General features: G+C 60.8%; 12 protein-coding genes. 3 read left to right on the forward strand and 9 right to left on the reverse strand.

Translation table 11 applies throughout. The features are described from left to right. Positions 1-84: 84 nt before the first annotated feature. A complete protein-coding gene (locus ACWA13_RS12060) occupies positions 85-2145 on the forward strand; it encodes a DUF6541 family protein (RefSeq protein ID WP_463934398.1) in 2061 nt (686 codons plus the stop codon). Between the two features lie 469 nt (positions 2146-2614). Here the strand turns inward: ACWA13_RS12060 and ACWA13_RS12065 are convergent, their stop codons facing one another. The 6 genes from ACWA13_RS12065 to glf form a co-directional block, all read right to left on the reverse strand. Continuing rightward, positions 2615-4804 carry an acyltransferase family protein gene (locus ACWA13_RS12065; protein ID WP_463934399.1) on the reverse strand — a complete coding sequence of 730 codons (2190 nt, stop codon included), beginning with the start codon at positions 4802-4804 and terminating at the stop codon, positions 2615-2617. Further along, entirely contained in the window at positions 4797-5867 is a 1071-nt protein-coding gene (locus tag ACWA13_RS12070) for an ABC transporter substrate-binding protein (protein ID WP_463934401.1), read from the reverse strand. The genes ACWA13_RS12065 and ACWA13_RS12070 overlap by 8 nt, the downstream gene beginning before the upstream one ends. A gap of 307 nt (positions 5868-6174) precedes the next feature. Continuing rightward, positions 6175-6930, reverse strand: a complete 756-nt coding sequence (locus tag ACWA13_RS12075) for an ABC transporter ATP-binding protein (RefSeq protein ID WP_463934403.1) — start codon at positions 6928-6930, stop codon at positions 6175-6177. After that, a complete protein-coding gene (locus tag ACWA13_RS12080; protein ID WP_463934405.1) occupies positions 6931-7797 on the reverse strand; it encodes an ABC transporter permease in 867 nt (288 codons plus the stop codon). Beyond that, entirely contained in the window at positions 7798-9789 is a 1992-nt protein-coding gene (locus ACWA13_RS12085; RefSeq protein WP_463934407.1) for a glycosyltransferase, read from the reverse strand. It lies immediately after the preceding gene. Then, positions 9786-10973: a UDP-galactopyranose mutase gene (glf, locus tag ACWA13_RS12090; protein ID WP_463934409.1), complete on the reverse strand. Its 1188-nt coding sequence runs from the start codon at positions 10971-10973 to the stop codon at positions 9786-9788. The genes ACWA13_RS12085 and glf overlap by 4 nt, the downstream gene beginning before the upstream one ends. 202 nt (positions 10974-11175) lie before the next feature. Here glf and ACWA13_RS12095 point away from each other — a divergent pair, with 202 nt between their 5' ends. Continuing rightward, positions 11176-15315, forward strand: coding sequence for an FtsK/SpoIIIE domain-containing protein (locus tag ACWA13_RS12095; RefSeq protein WP_463934410.1), 4140 nt, complete (start codon positions 11176-11178; stop codon positions 15313-15315). A 65-nt stretch (positions 15316-15380) separates the two neighbouring features. Here ACWA13_RS12095 and ACWA13_RS12100 read toward each other — a convergent pair whose 3' ends face one another. Then, the gene (locus ACWA13_RS12100) at positions 15381-15884 is read right to left on the reverse strand and encodes a hypothetical protein (RefSeq protein ID WP_463934411.1); all 504 of its coding nucleotides are present in this window, start codon (positions 15882-15884) and stop codon (positions 15381-15383) included. A 232-nt stretch (positions 15885-16116) separates the two neighbouring features. On the opposite strand from ACWA13_RS12100, the gene ACWA13_RS12105 reads away from it, so the two are divergent. Continuing rightward, entirely contained in the window at positions 16117-16365 is a 249-nt protein-coding gene (locus ACWA13_RS12105; protein WP_003804966.1) for a WhiB family transcriptional regulator, read from the forward strand. Between the two features lie 100 nt (positions 16366-16465). Here ACWA13_RS12105 and ACWA13_RS12110 read toward each other — a convergent pair whose 3' ends face one another. Both ACWA13_RS12110 and ACWA13_RS12115 read right to left on the reverse strand, forming a co-directional pair. Continuing rightward, complete coding sequence (locus ACWA13_RS12110) at positions 16466-17935, reverse strand: sensor histidine kinase (RefSeq protein ID WP_463934412.1); 1470 nt, start codon at positions 17933-17935, stop codon at positions 16466-16468. Between the two features lie 29 nt (positions 17936-17964). Further along, entirely contained in the window at positions 17965-22818 is a 4854-nt protein-coding gene (locus ACWA13_RS12115; RefSeq protein ID WP_463934413.1) for an NAD-glutamate dehydrogenase, read from the reverse strand. Position 22819 lies beyond the last annotated feature (1 nt).

Here is a 22819-nt window from a genome sequence, read left to right on the forward strand (position 1 = left end):
CGGCCCGGCTGCACTCGCGTCTCCCCGGCCTAAGAAAACAAGGCATACTTGAACCGTTCGAATGGCTTATGAGGAGACTTGGCAATGACTTGGTGGCAAACCGTCCCTACTTTTCTGGAGACGATTCTCATCTTTTTTGCCCCAGGGTTAGCCATCCTGAGTGCCGCCGGAGTTCGGCGCATCAACCTTTTGGCCCTGGCAGCGCCAGTGTCTTTCTCCCTGGCCGCAGTGTTGGCTGTCCTCCTCGCCTTCTTGAAGGTTCCCTATAACCCGTTCAGCTACCTCGCGGCCTCAGTATTCGCCGCTGCCGGCGTACTCGCATTGCGGATCCTCTGGGCACGCCGTCAGCCCTCACCTTCGTCGGCAAAGGGAACACGAGGTGTCCTGGCAGGCAACGAACGTGTTCCACTGGGGGCGGGACTGCAGCCCTATTGGTCCCTCCTGGTTCTCTTCGCTGTGAGTATTCCGGCTCTGATCATTACCTACCGTTATGCGCGCGGCTTCGGCCATCCAGACAACCTGTCCCAGACTTTCGACAATGTGTACCACCTGAACGCAGTTCGTCACATCGCTGAGACGCAGAATGGCTCGTCCCTGACACTGGGCAACCTCACAGATGCCTCGGCCGGATTTTATCCTGCCGCCATGCATGACCTGATGGCACTCGTTTTGATGCTTGGTGGTTCATCCGTGATGGAAGTCGTCAATGTTGGCACCATTATCATCGGCGCCGTTATCTGGCCCCTGTCATGCATTTTCCTGGTCACCCGTATTGTCGGCAACCGGGCGGTGCCCATTCTTTGCGCAGGGGTGCTTTCGGCGGGTTTCAGCGCTTTTCCGTACCTGATGGTTGCATTCGGTGTCCTTTACCCCAACCATGCAGCCATCGCCATACTTCCGGTAGCCCTCGGCCTTGGCATCGAAGCATTGGGGTTATCCCGCAGTAAGCCGTCATCGGCCTGGCCCCCGCTCCTTACCCTGTTTGCAGTCGGGCCAGGCCTTGCTTTTGCCCATCCAAGCGCCGTCGTTGCCCTGGTCGGATTCGGGGCCGCCCCTGTTATTGCTGCGGGTATCCGCTCCTGGGCCGCGGTTCGACGCAACGGTACATCTGCCCGGCCGGCTCTCCTGTGGGCAGGCTTCGTCGTGGCATACCTGGTGATGGCAGTTTTCCTCTGGGTGAAAATTCGGCCCAGCCTTGCGGCCGCACCCTGGACGCCCTTCCAGTCCAACGCGCGCGCCATTGGCGAAGTCATCGCAAGCGCACCCATGGGCACCACTGCTGCCTGGGCAATGATGGTTTTGACCATCATTGGAATCTACGTCGTTGCCCGCCGGCTTAATCAGTTCTGGTGGGTGCTGGGCATGTATGCGATCGGTGGAGTTCTCTACCTGATCGTTTCATCGTGGACGTTGGGCGACTTCCGGACCTTCTGGACTGGCGTTTGGTACAACGATAGTTTTCGCCTGGCGGCCCTGCTGCCGGCCGTCACGTTGCCCGTGGCCGTCATCGGCGCGCAGTGGTTAATTTGGAGAATCCGGGCAGCGTGCGATTTCTTCGTACAAGAGGGGCAATCCGATTCCGGGAGGCTGCCGCAGGTATTCAAGCCGGTCGCCAGTCGGCTTCCATCGTTCACCGGCGTCGCGGCTGCGGTCGCCGCCGTTCTGGTACTGGGCGCGGCGGCTCAGGGTGGAACGTTGTCGAACGTGCAGCAGCGCCTGAACAGCATTTTTGAGACGCGGTCGGATTCGTTCCTGCTGACCACGGATGAGACTGAAATGCTCAATGTCCTAGCGGACATTGTCCCGGAAGACGGCTTGGTAGTCGCCAATCCACGGACCGGAGGCTCCTTGGCCTATGCGGTAGCTGATCGCCAAACCTTAGCTCCCCACATATTCGGGGACAGGACACCGGACGAACAGTATCTTCTGGACCATTGGGCCGAGGCGGCCTACAACACCAAGGTCTGCCCTATTATCAAGGATCTCAATGCCTATTGGGCACTGGACTTCGGCGACTTTGAGGTAGTCCCCGGCGACGAGCCCTTTGTTGGCCTTCGCGATCTTTCTGATGACAGCGCACCGATGATGACCCTTGAAAAATCAATCGGCAAGGTCAAGTTGTACCGGGTTAACGCCTGCGGCTAGGCGTACTCAGCCAAGACGCTGGCTACGTCGTGAAGTAGGTGGACACCTTTTAGCGTGGTGGTTACCACCCACACCACAGCCAACTACTAAGAGGGTTCACGACCCACCGCAATGCCCGTCTGACGCCACCGGTAGACGGAACACCATCGAGCTTGTTCTGTCCGGCCAACCTGTGGCGCACCTTGCCAAGGAATTGGGTAGCTCCCGGACCTGCGCCGACCGCTGGTTTAGCGTCGAGCACCACCGGGAGGCTCCTGAGAATCTCGCGCAGCGCCACGGGTCAGCCCCCGGACAGGTCCTGAATTCGGATGCGAAGTGTTTTCCTGGCTGCCAGCGGGCACATCAGGAGACACCACATGAGGGCCGACCAGTTGGTCATTGACAGAGGCAGCTACGGCCGCAAGGCTTCGGACCCCTCAAGGGGCAGCGACTCAGAGGGCAGCGACAGCTCCTCTCCGACGATTTGCACCTATCCCCTGACCTCGTTGAACCGCTGGGCCAGCACAGGGACAGTCGAGCGTATGTAGCTGCGTGAAACGTGGTCTGTGTCGTAGTAAACAAGTAACCCACCTATTACGGCAGGACACATCTGCTCGTCGCAGAACTGGTCCGAGAGATCCAGCACCTTTACCCGTGGGGATTGCATCGACTGGGCGGCGTCCGCCACAGGGTCTGCCACCAAAGCTTCCCCGCGTTTGTTGGCACAACTGAGCGGATCAGAAGCATGCAGTGCAACACATTCAGGTCCGCTTCGATCCAGAGTCAACGGGGTGTCGCGCAGTACGTACACCGTGGTGCCGGAGGCCGTCCACGCTGAGAACCGGGCTGTGACAGCGTCACGATACTGCGCTGACTGGTTTCGCTTCGAGCCGTCGTCAATAACTTCGCCTGCACCGAAAGATGACACGAAGACAATGTCCGGCTCACTGTCGACTATCCGTTGGTTCAGCTGATCAGACCAGTCAAGACAGCGCTCCTGGAGGCCGCGATCGGTAGTGGGCTCACCCATGAAGGCGCTGCGTTTGACATCCACGAAGGGGCAGCCCCCGAGTAGGGACTCCTTGAGCTTCCACTTGTTTAGTTTTGCAAGCTCATAGACGGCTGCCTTCCATTGCTCCGCGTGCGAGTCCCCCACCAGCCATACCTCAAGCGAATTTGGTGCACCGCCAGAGAAGTCACAATCATGCAGAAGTTTACGGTTCTGTACGACGATCGGGTCATTTGCCGGTTTGCACTCGGGCGCATCGAACCACGGGGCTTCATCAACTCCGACATTGGCCACCTTTGCTGCGCCATATGGATCCGCACAATCGCTTCTCGGATCGAGACTCCTTGCTCCATAACACGGCTGGCCCGTCAGAGCATTCAGTTTTTCTATCTCGGCGTGCTGAGCCTGCTGCAGGCCGACCAGAAGGCCTGCAGACAATACGCACACCACAGCTGCAGAGACCGCCATTGCGGCGAACACCCGGGGCGGTTTCGCACCTTTGAGTAGCCGGGCCCTGCCAGGGTCTTCGATGAGCTTCTTGGACAGGTATGCCAGGCCCAGCGCGAGGACCAGGATGCCACACTTGTCTACGTCATTGATGCTTCGGCCTAATGCAGCGGGCGCCAGGACTATCAAGGGCCAATGCCAAAGGTACAGGGAATTGGAAACGTCCCCCGTGAACTGGACCGGTCGCACTTTCATCAGCACGTTGGGCGACCATGAAGGGCTTTCCGGTCCTGCCGCGATCACCAGTAGCGTACCGACCACTGGCAGTGCAGCCGCATATCCCGGAAAGAGTGTCTGCTCGTCATAGGCAAATGCGGAGGCAACTATCAGGGCGTACCCGGTCCACTGACAGACGCCGCCCAAGTGCAGTCGCTTCGCAGCAACAGACCGCGGCAGCATCCCGAGTCCACCTACGGCGAGGACAGCTATCATGGCGCCGACTCCGAACTCCCAGACCCGGACAGGCGTGACGAAGTAGGCCTCGCTGCGGCTGGTCTGCGTGAGCCAGATGCTAAACAGAAATGACGAGAGGCTCAGGACTGCTACGCCCCAGCCCACAACCATCCGGTTGCTGATTTGACGTTTTGCGGCGAAACCGAATAGACCAAGAAGCAAAAGCGGCCATACCAAATAAAACTGTTCCTCAACCGAGAGCGACCAATAGTGCTGGACCGTAGACGCGGCGTCATTGTGGGCCGAATAATCAACTGATTTCGCCGCGAGCACCCAATTCTCTACGTACAGGACGGAGGCCATAGTTTCCTGGGCTATGCTCAGCCACCGCGAAAAGGGAAGCAGAAAATACGATGCCACCAAGGAGACAACGGCCACGACCGTTGCCGCCGGCAGAAGACGCTTTATCCGCCGCGCGTAAAACTGTGCAAGCCGGATCCGCCCCGAGCGCTCCAGCTCACCGAGGAGGTGTTTCGAGATGAGGTAGCCAGAGATGACAAAGAAAACGTCCACGCCAACATATCCGCCCGGAAGAGCGGTTGGCCATAGGTGGTTGACAACCACCAGCAAAACCGCGATAGCGCGCAGAGCCTGGATATCCTTGCGCGTTCCTTTAGCGGCGGCCGCCAGTTTCAGGGCGGCTCTGGTTGCCAAGGGAGAACGTACTGTAACCCCTTCTGGTGTCAGGGTCTGCTGGGCGCTTTCAGGCATTCCGGCTTGCCCGATAGGCGAGCTTTGCGACCTGCGGCAGCAGTGTGCGGGACAACCACTGGGCGGACAAACATGAACCTGTTTCGAGTGCAGCAGCGGCGTCCCTGGAATCTGCCAACAACCCTGCACCGCGCCCGTAGGCTGGAATACCGTCGAGAATGGCGGGCTGCAGATCAGCGATCTCACGATGCAGAGCCATAACCAGGGCGATGTCACTGTCGAGTTCGTTCACGCGGTCCGGGGGAAGCGAGAAACTCGCAAGCCCGAAGGCCGAGGATTCCTCAGCGGAAATTTCTCCGTTCAGGACGCTGACGGAGGGAGCAAGGCTCAGACCCCAGTCCTCAAGCATGCGCACCGGGTGGGAGCCAGAGTCCATCACGTTGTAATGGGCACCAGCCGGCGAGAAGGCGCCAACCACCACAAACGACGTCCCCTTCAGATCCGCGTAATTACTCAGTTCTCCTTTGATGCTGGCCTCCGTTCTTGACAGAACCTGCGCAGCTTCCTCCGGGCGCCCGAGGGCTTGGCCGATAAGAGTCAGAGAAGAACGCCAGCCCAGGGTAGCCAGGTTCTCGGACGGGGCAATCACCGGCGCGATCTCGGAGAGCTCATCGTATTGGGCACGCGTCAGTTCACCACCAGCCGCCAGGATCAGGTCCGGTCCCATGCCTTTAAGTTCCTCAAGGATGCGGCCGTTCGACTCGTCCAAAAGCAGCGGCATGTCGACGCCGAATTTGCGCCAAAGCGCATCAAACCAGGGTGTTGCCCCATTAGGCTGGGCATCCGAGAGTGGCATTGCTAAAGGGACGACACCAAGAGCGAGGCAGACGTCGTTGCTGGCCGGACCCAGGGTCGCGATGCGCAGAGGCTCCGACTTTATAACGGTCTCGCCATACACGTGCCGAACCGTCACAGGATACGCAGCAGCCTCGGGGGTGGTGGCGGGCGTGGCCGCCGAGTTCGCGAACTGGCAGCCGGCGAGACCTAGAGGAAGGGTGGACAGGCCATACAGGAACATACGCCGTGGTATCAGCGAACGGCGTTCGTGTTCGGTATCGGCCATCGTATAAGTCCAATCTGCTGTGCTGGCCGCAGCTGTCGAGCACCCGAGCTCGACAACGCGGTTTGACGTATCAACCGTTGAAAGTGGGCTTACCCAGTTTACCCAGCACGGGGATCCCTTTTTGACACTGCCGGTCCGGGTACGTGCTTCGGACGCAGGAGTCGAGTGCGAAAAGCCCAGTGTCGCCGTCCTGCGCCAGTTTCGCGACAATCCTGAAATTCTTCAAGGTTTTCGAGCTGCTCACAGTCCGGACGACGCCCATAGACTGACTGCCCACCGGCTGCTGCTTGCGCCTGCTACGCCGAAATCATGTGAAATCAGCAGAACGTTGCCGCAGTTCCGCTACGACATCGTGCACTGCACCGTCCATAACCACTTCACCATGTTCCAGCAGCACCCCGCGCTCACAAATGGTAGCGACCAGGTCAAGGTCGTGGCTCACTACAAAGAGGGTCTTTCCCCTGGCTGCCAGTTCTTTGATCTTGGCAATGCATTTGCGCTGGAAGGGCTCATCCCCTACTGCCAGAATCTCGTCGATGAGGAAAACCTCCGGATCCGTATGCACCGCAATGGAAAAAGCCAGCCTCAGGTACATCCCTGATGAGTAGAACTTGACCTCTGTATCGATAAACTCACCGATCTCGGAGAATTCCACTATCGAGGCGAACTTCTCATCGATCTCAGCCTCGGTCATGCCGAGGATGGCGCCGTTGAGGTAGACGTTGTCCCGCCCGCTTAGATCGTGATGGAACCCGGCTCCCACTTCAATCAGCCCGGCCACCCGGCCTCTGGTGAGAACCGTACCGCTGTCCGGCTGCAGTACCCCTGATATGAGTTTGAGGAGCGTCGACTTTCCTGAGCCATTCAACCCCAGGAGGGCAACCGTTTCACCGTGCTGAACCTCCAATGAGATGTCTTTAAGGGCATCGAACTTTTTGGAAAGGTCCCCTTTGCGGCCACGCATGAGCCATACCAGGGCCTCCTTCATCGACCGGGTGTGGCGCAGCACAAACTGCTTGCGGAGACCAGTGCAGTTGATGGCCAGATTATCGACAGCAGTCATCTACAGCTCCTGGGCGAAGTGAACGGCGAGCTTGCGAAACACTGCCTGGCCCACAAAAAGAACCAGTATGGAGATAGCAAAGGCAATGGGCAGCCACACAGTAATTAGGTCCGGGGGCAACGACGCCAGCTGGATTTGATCCGGTTCCAACGTCGGGTACCAAAAGGCCCAGTGGAAGATCTCGACTCCTACCGTTATCGGATTAAGTTGGTAAATCCAGTACCAAGGACCCATGACACTTTCCACCATGGTCCACAGATATAGCACCGGAGAGGCCCAGGTGACGATCATCAAGATCATGTCCACCAGGTTTTCAGAGTCCCGGAAGTACACATTGGCCGCGCCGAACAGCAGTCCCAGACCAGTCGCCAGGATGGACACCATGATGAATGCGAGCAGGACCATGGCCAGTTGCAGTACCGAAGGCGCCCAGCCGGTTAGCAGACATGCCCCGATCAACACTGCTGCTTGCGGCAGGAAGTGCGCTGCCGATACCCATACTGTTGCCACCGGGAAAAGCTCCCGGGGCAGGTAGATCTTTCGGATCAGGTCGCGGTTGTCCACGATGGAACGGGTGGCATTCCCCAGGGCTTCGGTGAAGAAGTTGATGAATACAATCCCGGAAAACAGGTAGATGGCGTAGTTGGGAGTTCCGCGCTGCAAGTTCAGAAAGATTCCCAAGGCCACAAAGTAGATGAGGAACTGCATCAGCGGCTTCACATAAGACCACAGCAGGCCCAGCGCCGATCCGCGGTAACGGATCTTGATTTCCTTACGGACCAGCAGCTTCAGGAGAAACCGGTTGGCATAGACATCCAGTAACCCACGGCCATGGCCCGGTTTAATGAGGTCCTGTGACGGAACCATTTATTGGTGTTCCTTTACGGATGAGGCAGCCGAGAAAGTGGCTTCCCACGATTCCATGGAGGTAATGTCCGGCAGCGCCTTGCGATACTGCGCGGAGAGTTCCCGCCATTGCCGGTACAGCTGGGCCTGCAGGCGGGATGCCTCCAGCATTTTGCTTTTCAACAGCTCCGGATTCCGCCGGTACCAGGAGATACCGGTACCTTCGGCGTTAGATACCAGCACGCTGTCATAGCTGGCGAGGGTCCACCACTTGTTTTCCCGGTGGGCCAAATGCGTCTGCGGCCGCTCCAAAACCCGCGGATCAGGTTTGTTTACCACCTGGCGGAAAACTGTTTTGGCAGCCCACTTGATCAGATCCTTCTTTGCGGGCATTCCTTCAGCCGCCGCTCCCCTGCCGCCGCGGCTGAGCCCCGGCGTCGGAAACTCATCGATGTCCGACCGGATTTGCGCCTCAGGGTGCCGGGACCGCAATTCGTTGACTTCAGCCAGCTTGGTAACTAGGTCAGCGTGCAGCTTGCCCGGACCATTAAGGACGTCCCGCAATGCCATGATGCGTGCTTCCTGGGCGAAGTACTGCATCGACACCAGGTGCTTGACGTTGTTCTGAAGCGATTCGCGCAGGATCCGTCCGCCATGCGGAAACGGGCTGTGAATAAGAGCCGCGATCAGCCTGTTGCGTTCGTGGAAGTACGACTGCCAGCCCAGGGAATCGTCTTTGTCGATCCAGGAAACATGCCAGAGAGCGGCGCCGGGAAGGGACACAGTCGCGAATCCCGCTTCCTTGGCCCGGAGGCAATATTCGGCGTCGTCCCATTTGATGAAGACCGGAAGGGACAACCCGATCTCGCGGATGACGGCGGTGGGAATGAGGCACATCCACCAGCCGTTGAAGTCCACGTCCACACGACGGTGCATCCACGGCGTCTGCCGCAGGTTCCGTTGCCGGAAATCGTGCCGGTATTCGATGTCGTTGTCGGGACTGACCCAGCTGAGCCGGTACGGATCGACAACTTCCCCGAAGGTATGCAGCGTCGTCCGGCTGTAAAGGTCGAACATGTGCCCGCCAACAATGGTCGGCTTCCTGCAGAACCGGCCGAAGGTAATGAGTCGCTCGATGCTGTCAGGCTCGACGACGACGTCGTCATCCAAAAGGAGGACATAGTCGCTGCCGTTGTTCACGGACTCCGCCATGCCCCTGGAGAACCCTCCGGACCCACCGAGGTTGGCCTGCTCCACCAGCCGCAGCTTACCCGCCAGCAGCTCGGCGACGCCGTCGAATCCTTCGGCTGCTGCCACCTTGTCCGTGCCCTGGTCCACGATCAGGACTTCCTTGACGCTCTTCAACGCGTGGGAGCTCGATCCGAGAATCCTGGCGTTGTCGATGCAAAAGCCGCGCTTGTTCATGGTGGTGATCTGCACGGTTGCCACTTCGCCGGCCGGCATAACCGGCGCGTCCATGGTGCTCCACGACGCTTCGAGCAGCTTCAGCTCAGAGGAACCGGCCACCATTTCAAACCAGTACCAACCGCCGTCGCCGAAAGTGTCCAGGGGCAATTCCAGTGCTACCTGGTCCGAACCCGAGACGGCGATGGACTGAAGACGCTGCGGAACACCCCTTGCGTTGGAGCGGAAAACCAATACACTTCCGCGGCCCTCAGTGGCGACGCTCAGACGAACGGACCGCACAGTGGTCCACCTGCGCCAGTAGCTGGCAGGGAAAGCGTTGAAGTACGTGCCGAAGGACACGTGTTGTCCCGCGCGGATCTTCATGGAGGTGCGTGACAGGAAGTCCTCGTGGTGGGCTTCGACGGGGTTGGACCCAATTACCCGGAGTTTATCTTCCGGGAGCTTGGTGGAGCGGTAGAGGGAGTCGTCCTCAACCAGGTGGAGCCCGACCGCGCTGGCGGCGTCAACGTACAGCTCAATAGCATCCAGCTCTGTGGGAGGGGGGAATATTACCCTCTGAAGTTCAGATGCTTCGCTTCCGCTCACGCGTCCACGCCTCCGCTTTCAAGCTTCGCTCCGCCGTTGAAGTGCGGCTTGATTTTGTTGTCGAACATGGTCAGAGCCGAACCAATGGCCATGTGCATGTCAAGGTACTTGTAGGTGCCCAGGCGCCCGCCGAAGAGAACGTCCTTCTCTGCAGCCGCCAGGTCGCGGTACTTCAGGAGCCGCTCGCGGTCCGCCGAGGTGTTGATCGGGTAGTAGGGCTCGTCGCCCTTTTCTGCGGCGCGTGAGAATTCGCGCATGATGACGGTCTTCTCGGTCTGATATTCACGTTCCGGGTGGAAGTGGCGCGGTTCGATGATGCGGGTGTAGGCCACGTCGGCATCGTTGTAGTTGACCACTGACGTTCCCTGGAAGTCGCCTACTTCGAGGACTTCTTCTTCGAAGTCGATGGTGCGCCAGGAAAGGTCACCCTCGGCAAAGTCGAAGTAGCGGTCTACGGGTCCGGTGTAAATAACAGGGATGTTACCGACGACCTTGTTCTTGCTGTACTCATGGGACTCGTCGAAGAAGTCCGTGTTGAGCCGGACTTCGATGTTCGGGTGCTCCGCCATCTTCTCGATCCAGGCTGTGTAACCGTTGGTCGGCAGGCCCTCGTACTTGTCGTTGAAGTACCGGTTGTCATAGTTGTAACGCACGGGCAGGCGGGAAATGATTCCTGCGGGCAGGTCCTTCGGGTCTGTCTGCCACTGCTTGCCGGTGTAGTGCTTGATGAACGCCTCGTACAGTGGACGGCCGATCAGCTGGATGCCTTTGTCGTTCAGGTTCTGAGGATCGGTCCCCGCGAGCTCGCCGGCCTGCTCCTGGATGAGGTCTTTCGCCTGGCCCGGCGTCATGTTTGCCCGGAAGAACTGGTTGATCGTGGCAAGGTTGATGGGCAGGGAGTAAACCTCGCCTTTGTGGACGCCGTACACCTTGTGAACATAATTCGTGAAGGTCGTGAAGCGGTTGACGTACTCCCATACGCGCTCGTTGGAGGTATGGAAGAGGTGCGCACCATAACGATGGACCTCGATTCCCGTCTGTTCTTCTTTTTCGCTGTAGGCATTACCACCAATGTGGTGGCGACGGTCGAGGACGACCACTTTCAAGCCCAGCTCCGTGGCGGCCTGTTCTGCAATTGTCAGGCCAAAAAAGCCGGACCCAACGATGACGAGGTCAGCGGTCACAAAATCTCCTGATTCGAATGCGGGCAGCGCAATGTTGCGCAAGGTCTGCTGCTCTAGCGTACCCGAGTAGCCTCGGGCTCCGTGATCGAGTGGCGGCGCACACATACGGGAAGTTATCCACATAGTCGACGGCGGCCCAGAGCTTGTGCGGCAAACGGAGCTAGCGTAGGCCTCACCCAGAATCCCCTAAGAGTGGATCAACATGCTGCTTCACTGCACACTCGTCCGAGGCCCGCGCCCCGGCGGAGACAGCCTTCCCGTTGAGCTCTCCCTCGACATTCCCGAGGACGCCACTGGGTCAGATGTCGAGGCAGCGGTCTCCCGTCGCTTCGGTACAACCGGCCTGTCGGTGGCCGGCGTTCCTCTGGCAACTATCGGCGTGGTCGCGGACGCCCTGACCCAGGGCGTTGTCCTGGTTGATTCCTCCGCGGCAACCCGCCGGCACAGTACAGTACGACGACGTCAGGAACCTGACCACCCGATTCTCTCCCTCGTGGTGCATACCGGAGCCGGAGCCGGCACGGTTTTCCCGCTCAAGCGCGGAACTTATCGGATCGGCCGGAGTGGGGCCGACATTGTCATCGCCGATCCGGAGATGTCCCGGGAACACGCCCGGCTTGAGGTCACTGACACGTCAGTCGCCATCTTCGACCTGGGCAGCGCAAACGGAACAGTGGTTGACGGCCGCCGCAGGAGAGAGGCCGTGATCTCAACCCACTCCACAGTCCGCTGTGGCGATTCCTTCATGACAATCTCCTCCGGAGTACCTGCCATGTCGCGTCAGCACCTGGAGGAAGCGGGGGCATCAGTGGCCGAAGAACTCCCGGTAGCGGCCAGCCAGCAGCAAAACAACCGGACCACACTCCTCATTACGGCTGTTGTGCCACTTGCCATCGGCGTTGGACTGGCCGTGCTGACGGGCATGTGGATGTTCCTGGCATTTTCCGCAATGTCCGGGATCGCGGTTCTGGTACCGGCATTCTCCGGCCGCCGGCAGCGAAGGGACTTCCGGGAGTCGCTTAATAAGGTGGTACAGCAGGACCAGACCCGGCGTCGCCGGGCGGCGCCTTCCGTGGCCGAACTCCTTTTCGCGGACCCCGGCGAGCAACTGGAGCGGCCATGGCATCCCGCGGGCTGCAACGGCACATGGTTGCGGATGGGGCAGGGCGAACAGGCTGCAAATATAAGGTTTGAGCCATCAGGCGGAAACCAGGCCCCACCATCGGCCGGGCTGCTTCCTATGACCCTGGACCCCGGCGTGCCGTTAACCACAGTACGAGGCCCGGCCCCGCTCCGCGGCGGCCTCATCCGCTCCTTGCTTCTTCAACTCGCTTATGTGCCCAGGGCTGCCTGCACCAGCGTTGTTGTCCACGGAAATGCCGGACAACTTCCGCTGGCGGCCCGGTTCCTGGGGAATGTCCAGCTATCCTCTGACGCGGAGCGGACCCGTACCCTTCTCGACTCCGGGACGGCCGCCGGCATGTGCCATGGCATCCTGCTCTTGATTGAAGACGCCCAAGCACAGACAGGGCTGGTTGACTACGCTATGGCGCTCGGATGGCAGGTGCTTCACTTTTTGCCAGCCGGTGCCGAAGGGGCAGTGAGTGATATCGAGCTCAGTGAACATGGTTCGTTGTTCACGGACATGGTTCGCAGCTGCCAGATGATTCCCGATCTCGTTGCTGCGCCGGTCTTTGACCGGGCAGCCCGCGCACGAAAGGCGGCTATGGCGCCCTCCCGTGAAACCGCAGGCATCCCGGCATCTTGCTCCCTGAACCAGGTTCTTTCAACCGCCCCCGCAGCCATCAGCGAGCGCTGGGTCAACGGAAGGTCCGCCCCTGGCCTGCGGGTACCGCTGGGAATCGCGATGGACGGCATCCGCTTCCTGGACCTGGAGGCTGATGGGCCCCACGTGCTGGTCGCCGGCACCACAGGATCCGGAAAGTCCGAACTGCTCCGCAGCCTGACTGCAGCCTTGGCTCTTTGTTATCCCCCGGAACGGGTCAATTTCCTCTTCGTGGACTTTAAGGGCGGTTCCGGCCTGGCTCCGTTAACCGGCCTGCCACACTGCGTAGGGCTCCTCACCGATCTGTCTCCTGACGAGCTCGACAGGTTCCTGGCATCGCTCAGGTCAGAAATCCGCAGGCGGGAACGACTGTTGGCGGCCGCAACGGCACCGGACCTGGGGAGCTACCGGCAGTCACCGCAGGCGGTCGACAACCCTATTCCGCAGCTCATAGTGGTCATTGACGAGTTCCGCATGCTGGTTGAGGACGCCCCTGCGGCCCTGGGCGAGCTCATGAGGATTGCAACCATCGGCCGTTCCCTGGGCCTTCATCTGATCATGGCCACGCAGCGACCCCAGGGCGCCATCACCGCAGATATCCGCGCCAATGTGACCACGAGCATTGCCCTCCGGGTCCAGTCGGAGATGGAGTCCTTCGATGTCATCAACAGCAAGCTGGCCGCTGGCATTGATCTTTCAACACCTGGCCGGGCCTTTCTGTCCCGTGGGGCAGAAGCGCCCGAGCAATTCCAGGCAGCGTCCATCGCACAAGCACACACCAACGAGAGATCCGGCGCTTCAGTCCGGCTGGCGCAGGAGGCCATTGCGCAGCGGGGTGGGCTGGCGGATCCCCTGGCCATTGGCAGCGGGAGCACGCCATCGGTGGCTGCGGCTCCGCTGGTCAAGGCTGTTTCACTCCTTTGGTCAGAACATAACGGAAGACTGCCCCGTCGGCCTGTCGCGACGGCCCTGCCGGCGGAGTTGAACTTCGCAGGACAGCGGCGGGAGGAAAGCCTGGATGTACTAAACCCGCCATACCCGTCGGAAGCAGATGCGGTTTCCGATGCGGATACCCTATCCATCTCCCTGGGGATCCTCGACAAACCCGATGAGCAGCGGCTGGCACCCCTGCAATGGTGGCCACGAACGCAGGGACATCTCGCACTGGTAGGTAGTCCGGCCCTTGGCGGGCAAGGCACCCTGCTGATTCTTGCCACTGAACAGTTGCTACGGCAACCGACCGAGTCCCACCTTTATCTCCTGGACGGCCAGGGCTCCTTTGACCGCATCACCGCCGGCGGACGTATTGGCGCCAAAGCGAGTGTCCACGAACTTCGTCGGGGCGTCCGTGTGATGGAGAGAATCCATGAGGAGATGACCAGCAGGCTCTCCCGCCCTGCCGGCGAACGAGGGAAGCAGCTTGTCCTGGTGATCGCTGGCTGGGGCGCCTGGGTTTCTGCGCTTCGCTCCGGTCCGCTCATGTGGGCAGAGGACCTGGTGCAGGACATCGTGCGGGATGGCTCAAATGCCAACATCACAGTTATCGTCTCCGGCGAACGCGAGCTGGTCACTTCAAGGTTCTTCCCTGCCATACAGAACAGGATCTATTGTCCGGTCGGCTCCACCGAGGAAAGCCGTCTGGCGTGGCCGGCGATGCCGCGCACTGCCCAGATCCCTGGCCGCGCCGTTGCCTTTGGACCCGTGTCGCTGGGCGGTCCCAGCGTATGCCAGCTCTACACGTCGGGGCCCGGAACCGACTCAGGCACATCCGATTACCCGGAGCCATGTACGCAGCCGTTCCGGGTTGAACCCCTACCGGTAACCCTGGGCGCGGAATTCCTGTCCCGGCTGGTGAAGGTAAATATCACTGCCGAAGCAGCCAAGGCGAAGGGAACAGCAGGACGGGATGCTCCAAGCCCACAAACAGGCACTCTCAATGCCGAGCGCTCAGGGCGTAGCCCGGGTAGGCACCAACGCCGGCTGACCCTCGGTGTCGGCGGGGACGAATTGGAGCCAGTCAGTATGCGCTTCCCGCCAGGCAGTGTGCTGGCGGTGCTCGGCAGGCCGGGTTCGGGCCGGAGCAGCGTGGCGCGCTCCCTCCCTCTCACGAATCCGGAGCTCGATTGGATCGCCCCTGGCCCCCATGACGATCCCGCATCGTTCTGGGCCTCCGTTCACGCATCAGCCACCGGCGGCAGCATCAATCCGGCAGGAGTCTGCCTCGCTGATGACGCCGACCGCCTGCCCGCTTCGACAAACCAGCTCCTCCTGGACCTGAATGCCAAGGGCCTTTCGGTGGTGGTGACCGCCGCATACAGCCCCGCATTTTTGCAACGCGTCCCCGTTGGCATGGCCGCCCGGAGCGGCGGTGCCGGGCTACTGCTCGCTCCGCGGGCATTATCGGACGGGGACGTTTTCGGCACCAGGTTCGACGTCGAAGCAGCTCCGCCGGCGGGCCGCGCGGTCCTGATCGCTGATGGTCAGGCTTCGGCTCTCCAGTTGCCTTTCCTGCCGGAAACCGGCGGGAACAGTGCCGTAACGTGGTTAGCCGCGTAGCAGGAGTGCAACCGGACCATCGGCAGGGAATTGGGCGGCAGTACTGCTATAAGAGCTGGTTGCCCCTAGAGAGTGGGTTGCGTACCACCAACACGGGACGCGAAGGCAATCACCCGCGGAGTAAACAGCAGCACGATTCCCAACCCGGCAGGCAACACCATCGCCAGCCCGGCGACGACCAGCCCGGCCATGATAGTAGGAACCCCGATCGTCAGGAGGAACAGCTGGGCCACCAGTGCAGCCGCCCGCGTCCATCGATAGCCGTGGAAGAGGAAGTGCCCCACCGCGAAGAGCCATGCCGAAAAGGCCAGCAGCAGCCCCAGCGTAAATACAGCTCCCCAGAAGGAAAGCACCGGCGCCCCGCTGACCAGTTGAAGGCCGTACCAGCCCGCGGCAAGAAGGAGGGTAACTGCTTCCGCCGCAACGATCAGGGCGATAACGATGACCGCCGGCGGGCGGGCTGCCCTGGCGCCGGCGGCGCCAGCGCCGGGCACTCCACGGTCGTCGCGGCCGGGGGGTTCCGGCGGGAAATCGGAGGGTGAATCGGGCCTATTGGGGGGTCTTGACACATTGGCACCATACCGGACATAGTCAGATTGCGGCGATGCAGCGCGCGTCACATGTGACGCATCGCTCATAGCGGATTTGGATTTCTGGCAGGATTACCCCTTGTTTACACAGCGTTAACATGAAACGCTTAATTCAGATGACCCAAGGGGCCCCGCCGGGCCCCTTATCCTTTGTTGCTGTTAGTGAATAATTTCACAAACAGCACTTCCCAGAAATGGAGCAACTGATCAGATGGATTGGCGTAACCGCGCAGCGTGCCTCGACAAGGATCCCGAACTTTTCTTCCCTGTAGGAAACACCGGGCCTGCACTCCTGCAAATCGAAGAAGCCAAGAGCGTCTGCCGCCGCTGCCCAGTTGTAGACACGTGCCTGCAGTGGGCTCTTGAGTCCGGTCAGGATGCCGGGGTGTGGGGCGGTATGAGTGAAGACGAGCGCCGGGCCCTTAAGCGCCGCGCCGCCCGTGCCCGCCGTGCGTCTTAACAGAGACAAGTTTTAGTTTCCAACGGCCAAGGGCCCGTCGCGATGCAGATCGCGGCGGGCCCTTGGCGTTGTCTGGCTTCGACTTTGAGAGCCGCCAGTACTACCTCGGTGCAAGGCTCAGCGTGATCTCCACAGCCGTGCCGCCACCTTCGCGAGGACGCCACTCAATGGAACCGCCCAACTCGCTGGTCACCAGCGTGCGGACGATCTGCAGTCCGAGTCCTTCAGTATGCGGAGTTGCAGGCAGCCCGACACCATCATCGGCGACGGTGACTGAAAGCATTTCCTCACCGTCCTCGTCCTCAAACCGATCTGCGAGGAGCCATACGGTTCCGGCCCGCCCTTCCAGTCCGTGTTCGACGGCGTTGGTCACCAGTTCATTAATCACCAACGCCAGCGGCGTGGCAAAGTCACTTGGAAGCTCGCCGAACATCCCGGAACGTTCGGTTTTGATCTGCTGGGATGGCGACGCGACTTCGGCAGAGAGGCGGAACTGACGGCCAATCAGCTCGTCGAAATCGACACTTTGGGTCAGGCCCTGGGATAGGGTCTCGTGCACCAGGGCAATGGTGGCGACGCGACGCATTGCCTGCTCCAGCCCCTGCTTTGCTTCGTCGCTGACCATCCGGCGGGACTGCATACGCAGCAGGGCCGCCACCGTCTGCAGGTTGTTCTTGACCCGGTGATGAATCTCGCGAATGGTTGCGTCCTTAGTAACCAGCTCCAGTTCGCGGCGACGCAGTTCCGAGACGTCGCGGCACAGCACCAGCGCGCCGAACCGCTGCTGTTCGTCGCGAAGCGGAATGGCGCGCAGGGACAGGCTCACGCCCTTTGATTCAATCTCGCTGCGCCACGGCATCCGTCCGGTCACCACGAGGGGCAGGGTCTCATCGACCATTCGCCGGTCTTTCAGCAGGCCGGCGGTGACCTCGGCCAGCGAACGTCCTTCCAGGGACTCCCCGTCACCTAACCGACGGAAGGCGGACACCCCGTTGGGGCTGGCATACTGCACAATCCCGTCAGCATCGAGGCGGATCAACCCGTCACCCACGCGGGGCGCACCGCGCCGTGAACCGGTAGGCGAAGCGAAGTCCGGCCACAGGCCCAGCGTGCCCATGCGCAAAAGGTCATGCGCGCACTGGCGGTATGTGAGTTCAAGCCGCGAGGGCATCCGCGAGCTGGACAGATCCATGTGCGTGGTAACCACCGCAAGCGTCCGGCCGTTGCGAACCATGGGTACCGCCTCAACGCGGAGCGCCATTTCGCTGCTCCAGTTGGTCTCACTGGAACGCTCAATGGACTGGCTTTCCCACGCCTTGTCCACCAGGGGTTTCAGGTCCGAACGGATCCCCTCCCCCACAAAGTCGCCGTGGAACGCGGTGTGCGTGGTGGAGGGGCGGACATGGGCCAATGCAATGTAACCCAGCTCCGGATGCGGAAACCACAGCGCCAGGTCCGCGAACGCAAGGTCCGCCACCATCTGCCAGTCGCCCACGAGGAGGTGCAGCCATTCTGCGTCCCCGGGGCCGAAATCGGCGTGCTCCCTGATGGGGTCCGTAAAGATTGCCACTGCACCTCCATAAACGGCGGATACTGCTGTTACCGCCGGACGATTGACCTCAAGAGCCTCAATGCTACCGACAGGGATGCCATATCATCTGATTCAAGCGCGTTGACCTCGTCAAACATGATCTTCGCCCGCCCCAACTGCTCGGCGTTCAAGAGTTCCCAGGACTGCAGCCGGGAGACTGCGTCGGTTCCGGATTCCGTTGAGTCCAGCACCGCCGTCGTCATATCCGTGACTGTTGAGTAGAGATCGTCCCGGAGTGCCGCACGCGCCAGGGCTTCCCACCGGTCACGGCGCGGCAGGGAACTGATGCGTTCGAGCAGGGCATCGGCATGGAAACGGTTGAACACGGTGAAGTACACCGAGGTGATCTCACCCAGCGGCTCGCTGCGACTGTGCGCGATCTTGGCGATGTCCAGCAGGACGAAGCTCTCGAACAGTTCAGCCCAGCGTTGGTTCAGCACCTCCGGGAGGTTCCAGTTCCTTCCGGTTTCCAGCCAGGACAGCAGTCTGTCGCGGTCATCGCCTTGAAGGTAGTCCAGCAGTCTGGAGCGCAGCGGATCGGTGACGGGCTTGAATTCTTCGACGATCCCGTTGACAGGCCTCGACGTGCCGCCCTCGGAAATGAGCCAGCGCACTGCCCTGTCCAGAAGGCGCCGAATGTCCAGGTGGACAGTGCTCCAGTGCTCAGTGGGGAACGACGCCGGCAGGCTGATCAGCTGTTCAGTCATCGCATCGAGTTCGAAAATTTCCCGCAAGGCGACGAACGCCTTGGCAACAGCCACCTCGCTGGCTGACGTCTCCTCCATGGCCCGGAAAACAAACGTGATTCCACCCATGTTGATCATGTCATTGGCTACGACTGTGGCGATGATCTCCCTCCGCAAAGGGTGCGAGTCCAGTTCGGCGTCGAACCGTTCCTGCAGTTGGCGCGGGAAATAGGACCGAAGGGTACTCCGGAACCACGGATCATCGGCCAAATTGCTTTCGCGCAGGGCGGTCGTCAGTTCGATCTTGGCGTAGGCAGCCAGCACGGACAGTTCCGGCGAGGTCAGGCCTTGGCCCTGTTCCAGGCGGGCACGCAAGGTGGCGGTTGTGGGCAACGCCTCCAGATCCCGTTTCAGGTCGGCTTTGGCCTCCAGCCAATCCATCAAGCGCTCATAGCTGGGGCTCCATTCGGCCACGCGCATGCGGTCGTTGAGCAGCAGGATGTTCTGGTCAATGTTGTCCTGCAGAACCAGGCGTGCCACGTCATCCGTCATGGATGCAAGGAACCCGGCTCGTTCCTCGCTGGACAACTTCCCGGCGGCAACCATGCGGTCCACAAAAATCTTGATGTTCACCTCATGGTCGGAGCAGTCCACGCCCGCCGAGTTGTCAATGGCGTCGGTGTTCAGGATGACTCCCTGCAGGGCGGCCTCGATACGCCCGTGCTGGGTCATGCCGAGGTTTCCGCCCTCACCAACAACCTTGACACGCAGGTCCCGGCCATCAACGCGGATGCCGTCGTTGGTTTTGTCTCCCACGGAAGCATTGGATTCCGTGCTGGCCTTGACGTAAGTGCCGATGCCGCCGTTATACAGCAGATCGGCCGGGGCCAGCAGGATAGCCCTCAGCAGCTCTGGCGGGCTCAGCCGCACGGTTCCTTCGGGGAGGCCCAGAGCGGCCCGGACCGGCTGGCTGATGGGGATCGATTTAGCCTGCCGCGGGTACACACCGCCGCCCTCACTGATCAGGGACTTGTCGTAGTCTTCCCAGGAAGACCTCGGCAGTTCGAACAGCCTGCGCCGTTCGGCGAAAGAAACCGACTCGTCAGGATTCGGGTCCAGGAAAATGTGCCGGTGATCGAAAGCGGCAATAAGCCTGATGTGTTCCGAGAGCAGCATGCCGTTGCCGAAGACGTCACCGGACATGTCGCCCACGCCAACTACCGTGAACGGCTCCGACTGGGTATCCACGTCCAGCTCGCTAAAGTGCCGCTTGACTGATTCCCAGGCCCCCCGGGCCGTGATACCCATCGCCTTGTGGTCGTAGCCGACAGAGCCGCCGGAGGCGAACGCATCACCCAGCCAGAAGCCGTATTCCGCTGCGAGCCCGTTGGCAATGTCCGAGAAGGTGGCGGTTCCCTTGTCCGCCGCGACCACCAGGTAGGAGTCGTCACCGTCGTGGCGGACAACCGACGACGGCGGCACCAACTTCTCGCCGTCGGCCCCGGTAACGAGGTTGTCGGTCACGTCCAGAAGACCTCTGATGAAGGTCTTGTAGCTCTCCACGCCTTCGGCCATCCATGCGGCCCGGTCAACTCCGGGGTCCGGCAGCCGTTTGGCAAAGAAACCGCCCTTGGCGCCTGTAGGCACAATCACTGCATTCTTGACAGTCTGCGCCTTAACCAGGCCGAGGACCTCAGTACGGAAGTCTTCACGGCGGTCGGACCAGCGCAAACCACCACGCGCGACTTTGCCGAACCGAAGGTGAACGCCTTCCACCCGTGGCGAGTACACCCAGATCTCGAACATCGGACGGGGGAAGGGCAGGCCCTCGATATTCGCCGGATCAAGTTTGAAGCTCAGGTAGCCCTTGTCCTGATAGAAGTTGGTGCGCAACGTCGATTCGATGAGATTGAGGAAGGTACGCAGCACCCTGTCAGCGTCGAGGGTGGCCACCTCGTCAATTGCTGCAATGAGCTCACTCCGGACTACTTCCTGCCTCTGCGCCCGCTCCGAATCATCCAGTCCGGGTGCGAAGCGGGCCGCAAACAGGTCACTCAGCCCCTGCGTGACCTTCGGGTTTGCCAGCAGAGTGTCCGCCATGAACTCAAAGGAGTTGGTGTTTCCCATCTGGCGCATGTACTTCGCGTAGGCCCGCAGAACGGTGATCCCGCGCCAGGACATCCCCTCCCGCAATACCAGCCTGTCGAAACTGTCGGATTCCAGCTCCCCGGTCACTGCCGCGCCAAAGAAGTCGGCCAGGAGCCGGTCCGTTTCCATTGGATCCACACCCGCCGGGTACTTCAGCCCGAGGTCATAGAGGAAGAAGTCACGGTGATCAGCTGTTTCGATTTCGAAGGGGCGTTCATCGAGTACTTCCAGGCCCAGATGGTGGAAAAACGGCAGGATCCGGCTGAGGCTGCGCGGCTCAAGCATGTAGAGCTTGACCCGAGCATCCTCTTCCAGCGACTCACCCGCCCCGGCCGGCAGGTAGACGTGCACACCGGGCTTCTCCGGTACCAGCCCGCCTTCGGCTTCAGCACGGGCACCGTACTGCTCGAAGCGTTCGATGTCCTCGAGGGCATCTTCAACCTCGTAGTCGACGCGGTAGCCGGCAGGGAAGGCTTCTGCCCACAGCGCCGCCAGTTCCTTGCCATGGTCGTCGCCGCGCCGGTCCCGGAGGACTTCTGAGATACCCTCGCTCCACGAACGCGCGGCCCGGACAAGCCGCTTCTCCAGTTCCTCGGCATTGACGTCTTTTACGTCGGCGTTTTTGGGCAGGCGGATCCGGAAGAACAGACGGGCAAGCGCCGACTCCGTCATACGGGCCTCGTAATCGATCGACTCGGCGTTGAAGGTATCCCGAAGTTCCTCCTCGATGCGCAGCCGTACATTGGTGGTGTAACGATCACGGGGAAGGTAAACCAAGGCTGAGATGAACCGGCCGTAAATGTCGGGCCGCAGAAACAGGCGGGTACGGCGCCGCTCCTGCAACCGCTGGATGCCGGCCGCTGTTTCGGCCAGCTCCGGAACGTCCATCTGGAACAGTTCGTCCCGAGGGTATGTCTCCATGATCCCCAGGAGATCCTTACCGGAATGCGAATCCGGCGGGAAGCCGGAACTATCCAGGACAGCCTTGACCTTCTCCCGGACAATGGGGATTTCGCGGACCGACCCTGCGTACGCACTGGTGGCAAAGAGCCCAATAAAACGACGTTCACCGATGACATTGCCCGCGGCATCGAAGCTCTTGACGCCGATGTAGTCCAGATACGCCGAGCGGTGGACGGTGGACCGGGAATTTGCCTTGGTAATCACCAAGGCCCGTTTTTCACGGGCTTTGCGTCGTCCCGTTTCGGTCAAGTGCTGTACATGCGGGGTGTCCACGCGGGACCGCAACAATCCCAACCCGCTGCCTTCGCGGAGTTCAAGGACATCCTCGCCGTCGACTGTCACGAGATCGTACTCACGGTAGCCGAGGAAGGTGAAATTCCCGTCGTCAAGCCAGCGCAGCAGATCTTCTGCCTGGCGGAGTTCCGTGATGTGCTCAGGGTGGGCGACGTTCCCAAGGCTCTCGGCGATTTCACGGGCCTTGGCACGCATCAGGGGCCAGTCTTCGACGGCGGCCCGAACGTCCGCGAGGACCTTCCCCAAGCCTGCAACGAGCTCATCCCGTCCCTGTACAGGCGGCCGGCCGATCTCAACAGCGATCCAGGACTCCATGTGCGAGACGTTGTCCCCCACTGCTATGAGATGGGAGAGATTAGGCATCGTGGCAGTATCTCCGCTGGAGATCCCCATATGAGTGGGTACCCGGTCCGTGCCCACGAGCTTGCCGGTCTCACGGTTGCGCCGGACCACAAACAACGGGTGGATCACCAGGTGAATTGCCAGCCCCTGGCGGACCAGCTCCGCGTTGACGGAGTCAACGAGGAAGGGCATGTCGTCGGTGGCAACATAGACGACGCTGTGCTCGGCTTCATCGACGATCGAAACAATGGCCTGGCCTTCATTCCGTACCTCAGCAAGGCGACGGTGGGCGTAAGCGCGTTCCTCGAGGATGCCGGGCGGATAGGCGCTGGCATCCTCGGCGGACAGGTGCTGGTAGTAGTCCGTCAGGAAGCCTCCCTCGGAACTGTCCAGGACCGGGTGATCCGCAACATTGGATCCAGACGACATC

It is taken from the genome of Pseudarthrobacter sp. TRD_SC_9 (genome assembly GCF_055361265.1).

Excerpts from the sequence above, each read along its gene's own strand:
- ACWA13_RS12065 (WP_463934399.1), bottom strand. The coding sequence starts at position 4,804 with ATGCCTGAAAGCGCCCAGCAGACCCTGACACCAGAAGGGGTTACAGTA.
- ACWA13_RS12060 (WP_463934398.1), top strand. The coding sequence starts at position 85 with ATGACTTGGTGGCAAACCGTCCCTACTTTTCTGGAGACGATTCTCATC.
- ACWA13_RS12075 (WP_463934403.1), bottom strand. The coding sequence starts at position 6,930 with ATGACTGCTGTCGATAATCTGGCCATCAACTGCACTGGTCTCCGCAAG.
- ACWA13_RS12115 (WP_463934413.1), bottom strand. The coding sequence starts at position 22,818 with ATGTCGTCTGGATCCAATGTTGCGGATCACCCGGTCCTGGACAGTTCC.
- ACWA13_RS12080 (WP_463934405.1), bottom strand. The coding sequence starts at position 7,797 with ATGGTTCCGTCACAGGACCTCATTAAACCGGGCCATGGCCGTGGGTTA.
- ACWA13_RS12095 (WP_463934410.1), top strand. The coding sequence starts at position 11,176 with ATGCTGCTTCACTGCACACTCGTCCGAGGCCCGCGCCCCGGCGGAGAC.
- ACWA13_RS12070 (WP_463934401.1), bottom strand. The coding sequence starts at position 5,867 with ATGGCCGATACCGAACACGAACGCCGTTCGCTGATACCACGGCGTATG.
- ACWA13_RS12105 (WP_003804966.1), top strand. The coding sequence starts at position 16,117 with ATGGATTGGCGTAACCGCGCAGCGTGCCTCGACAAGGATCCCGAACTT.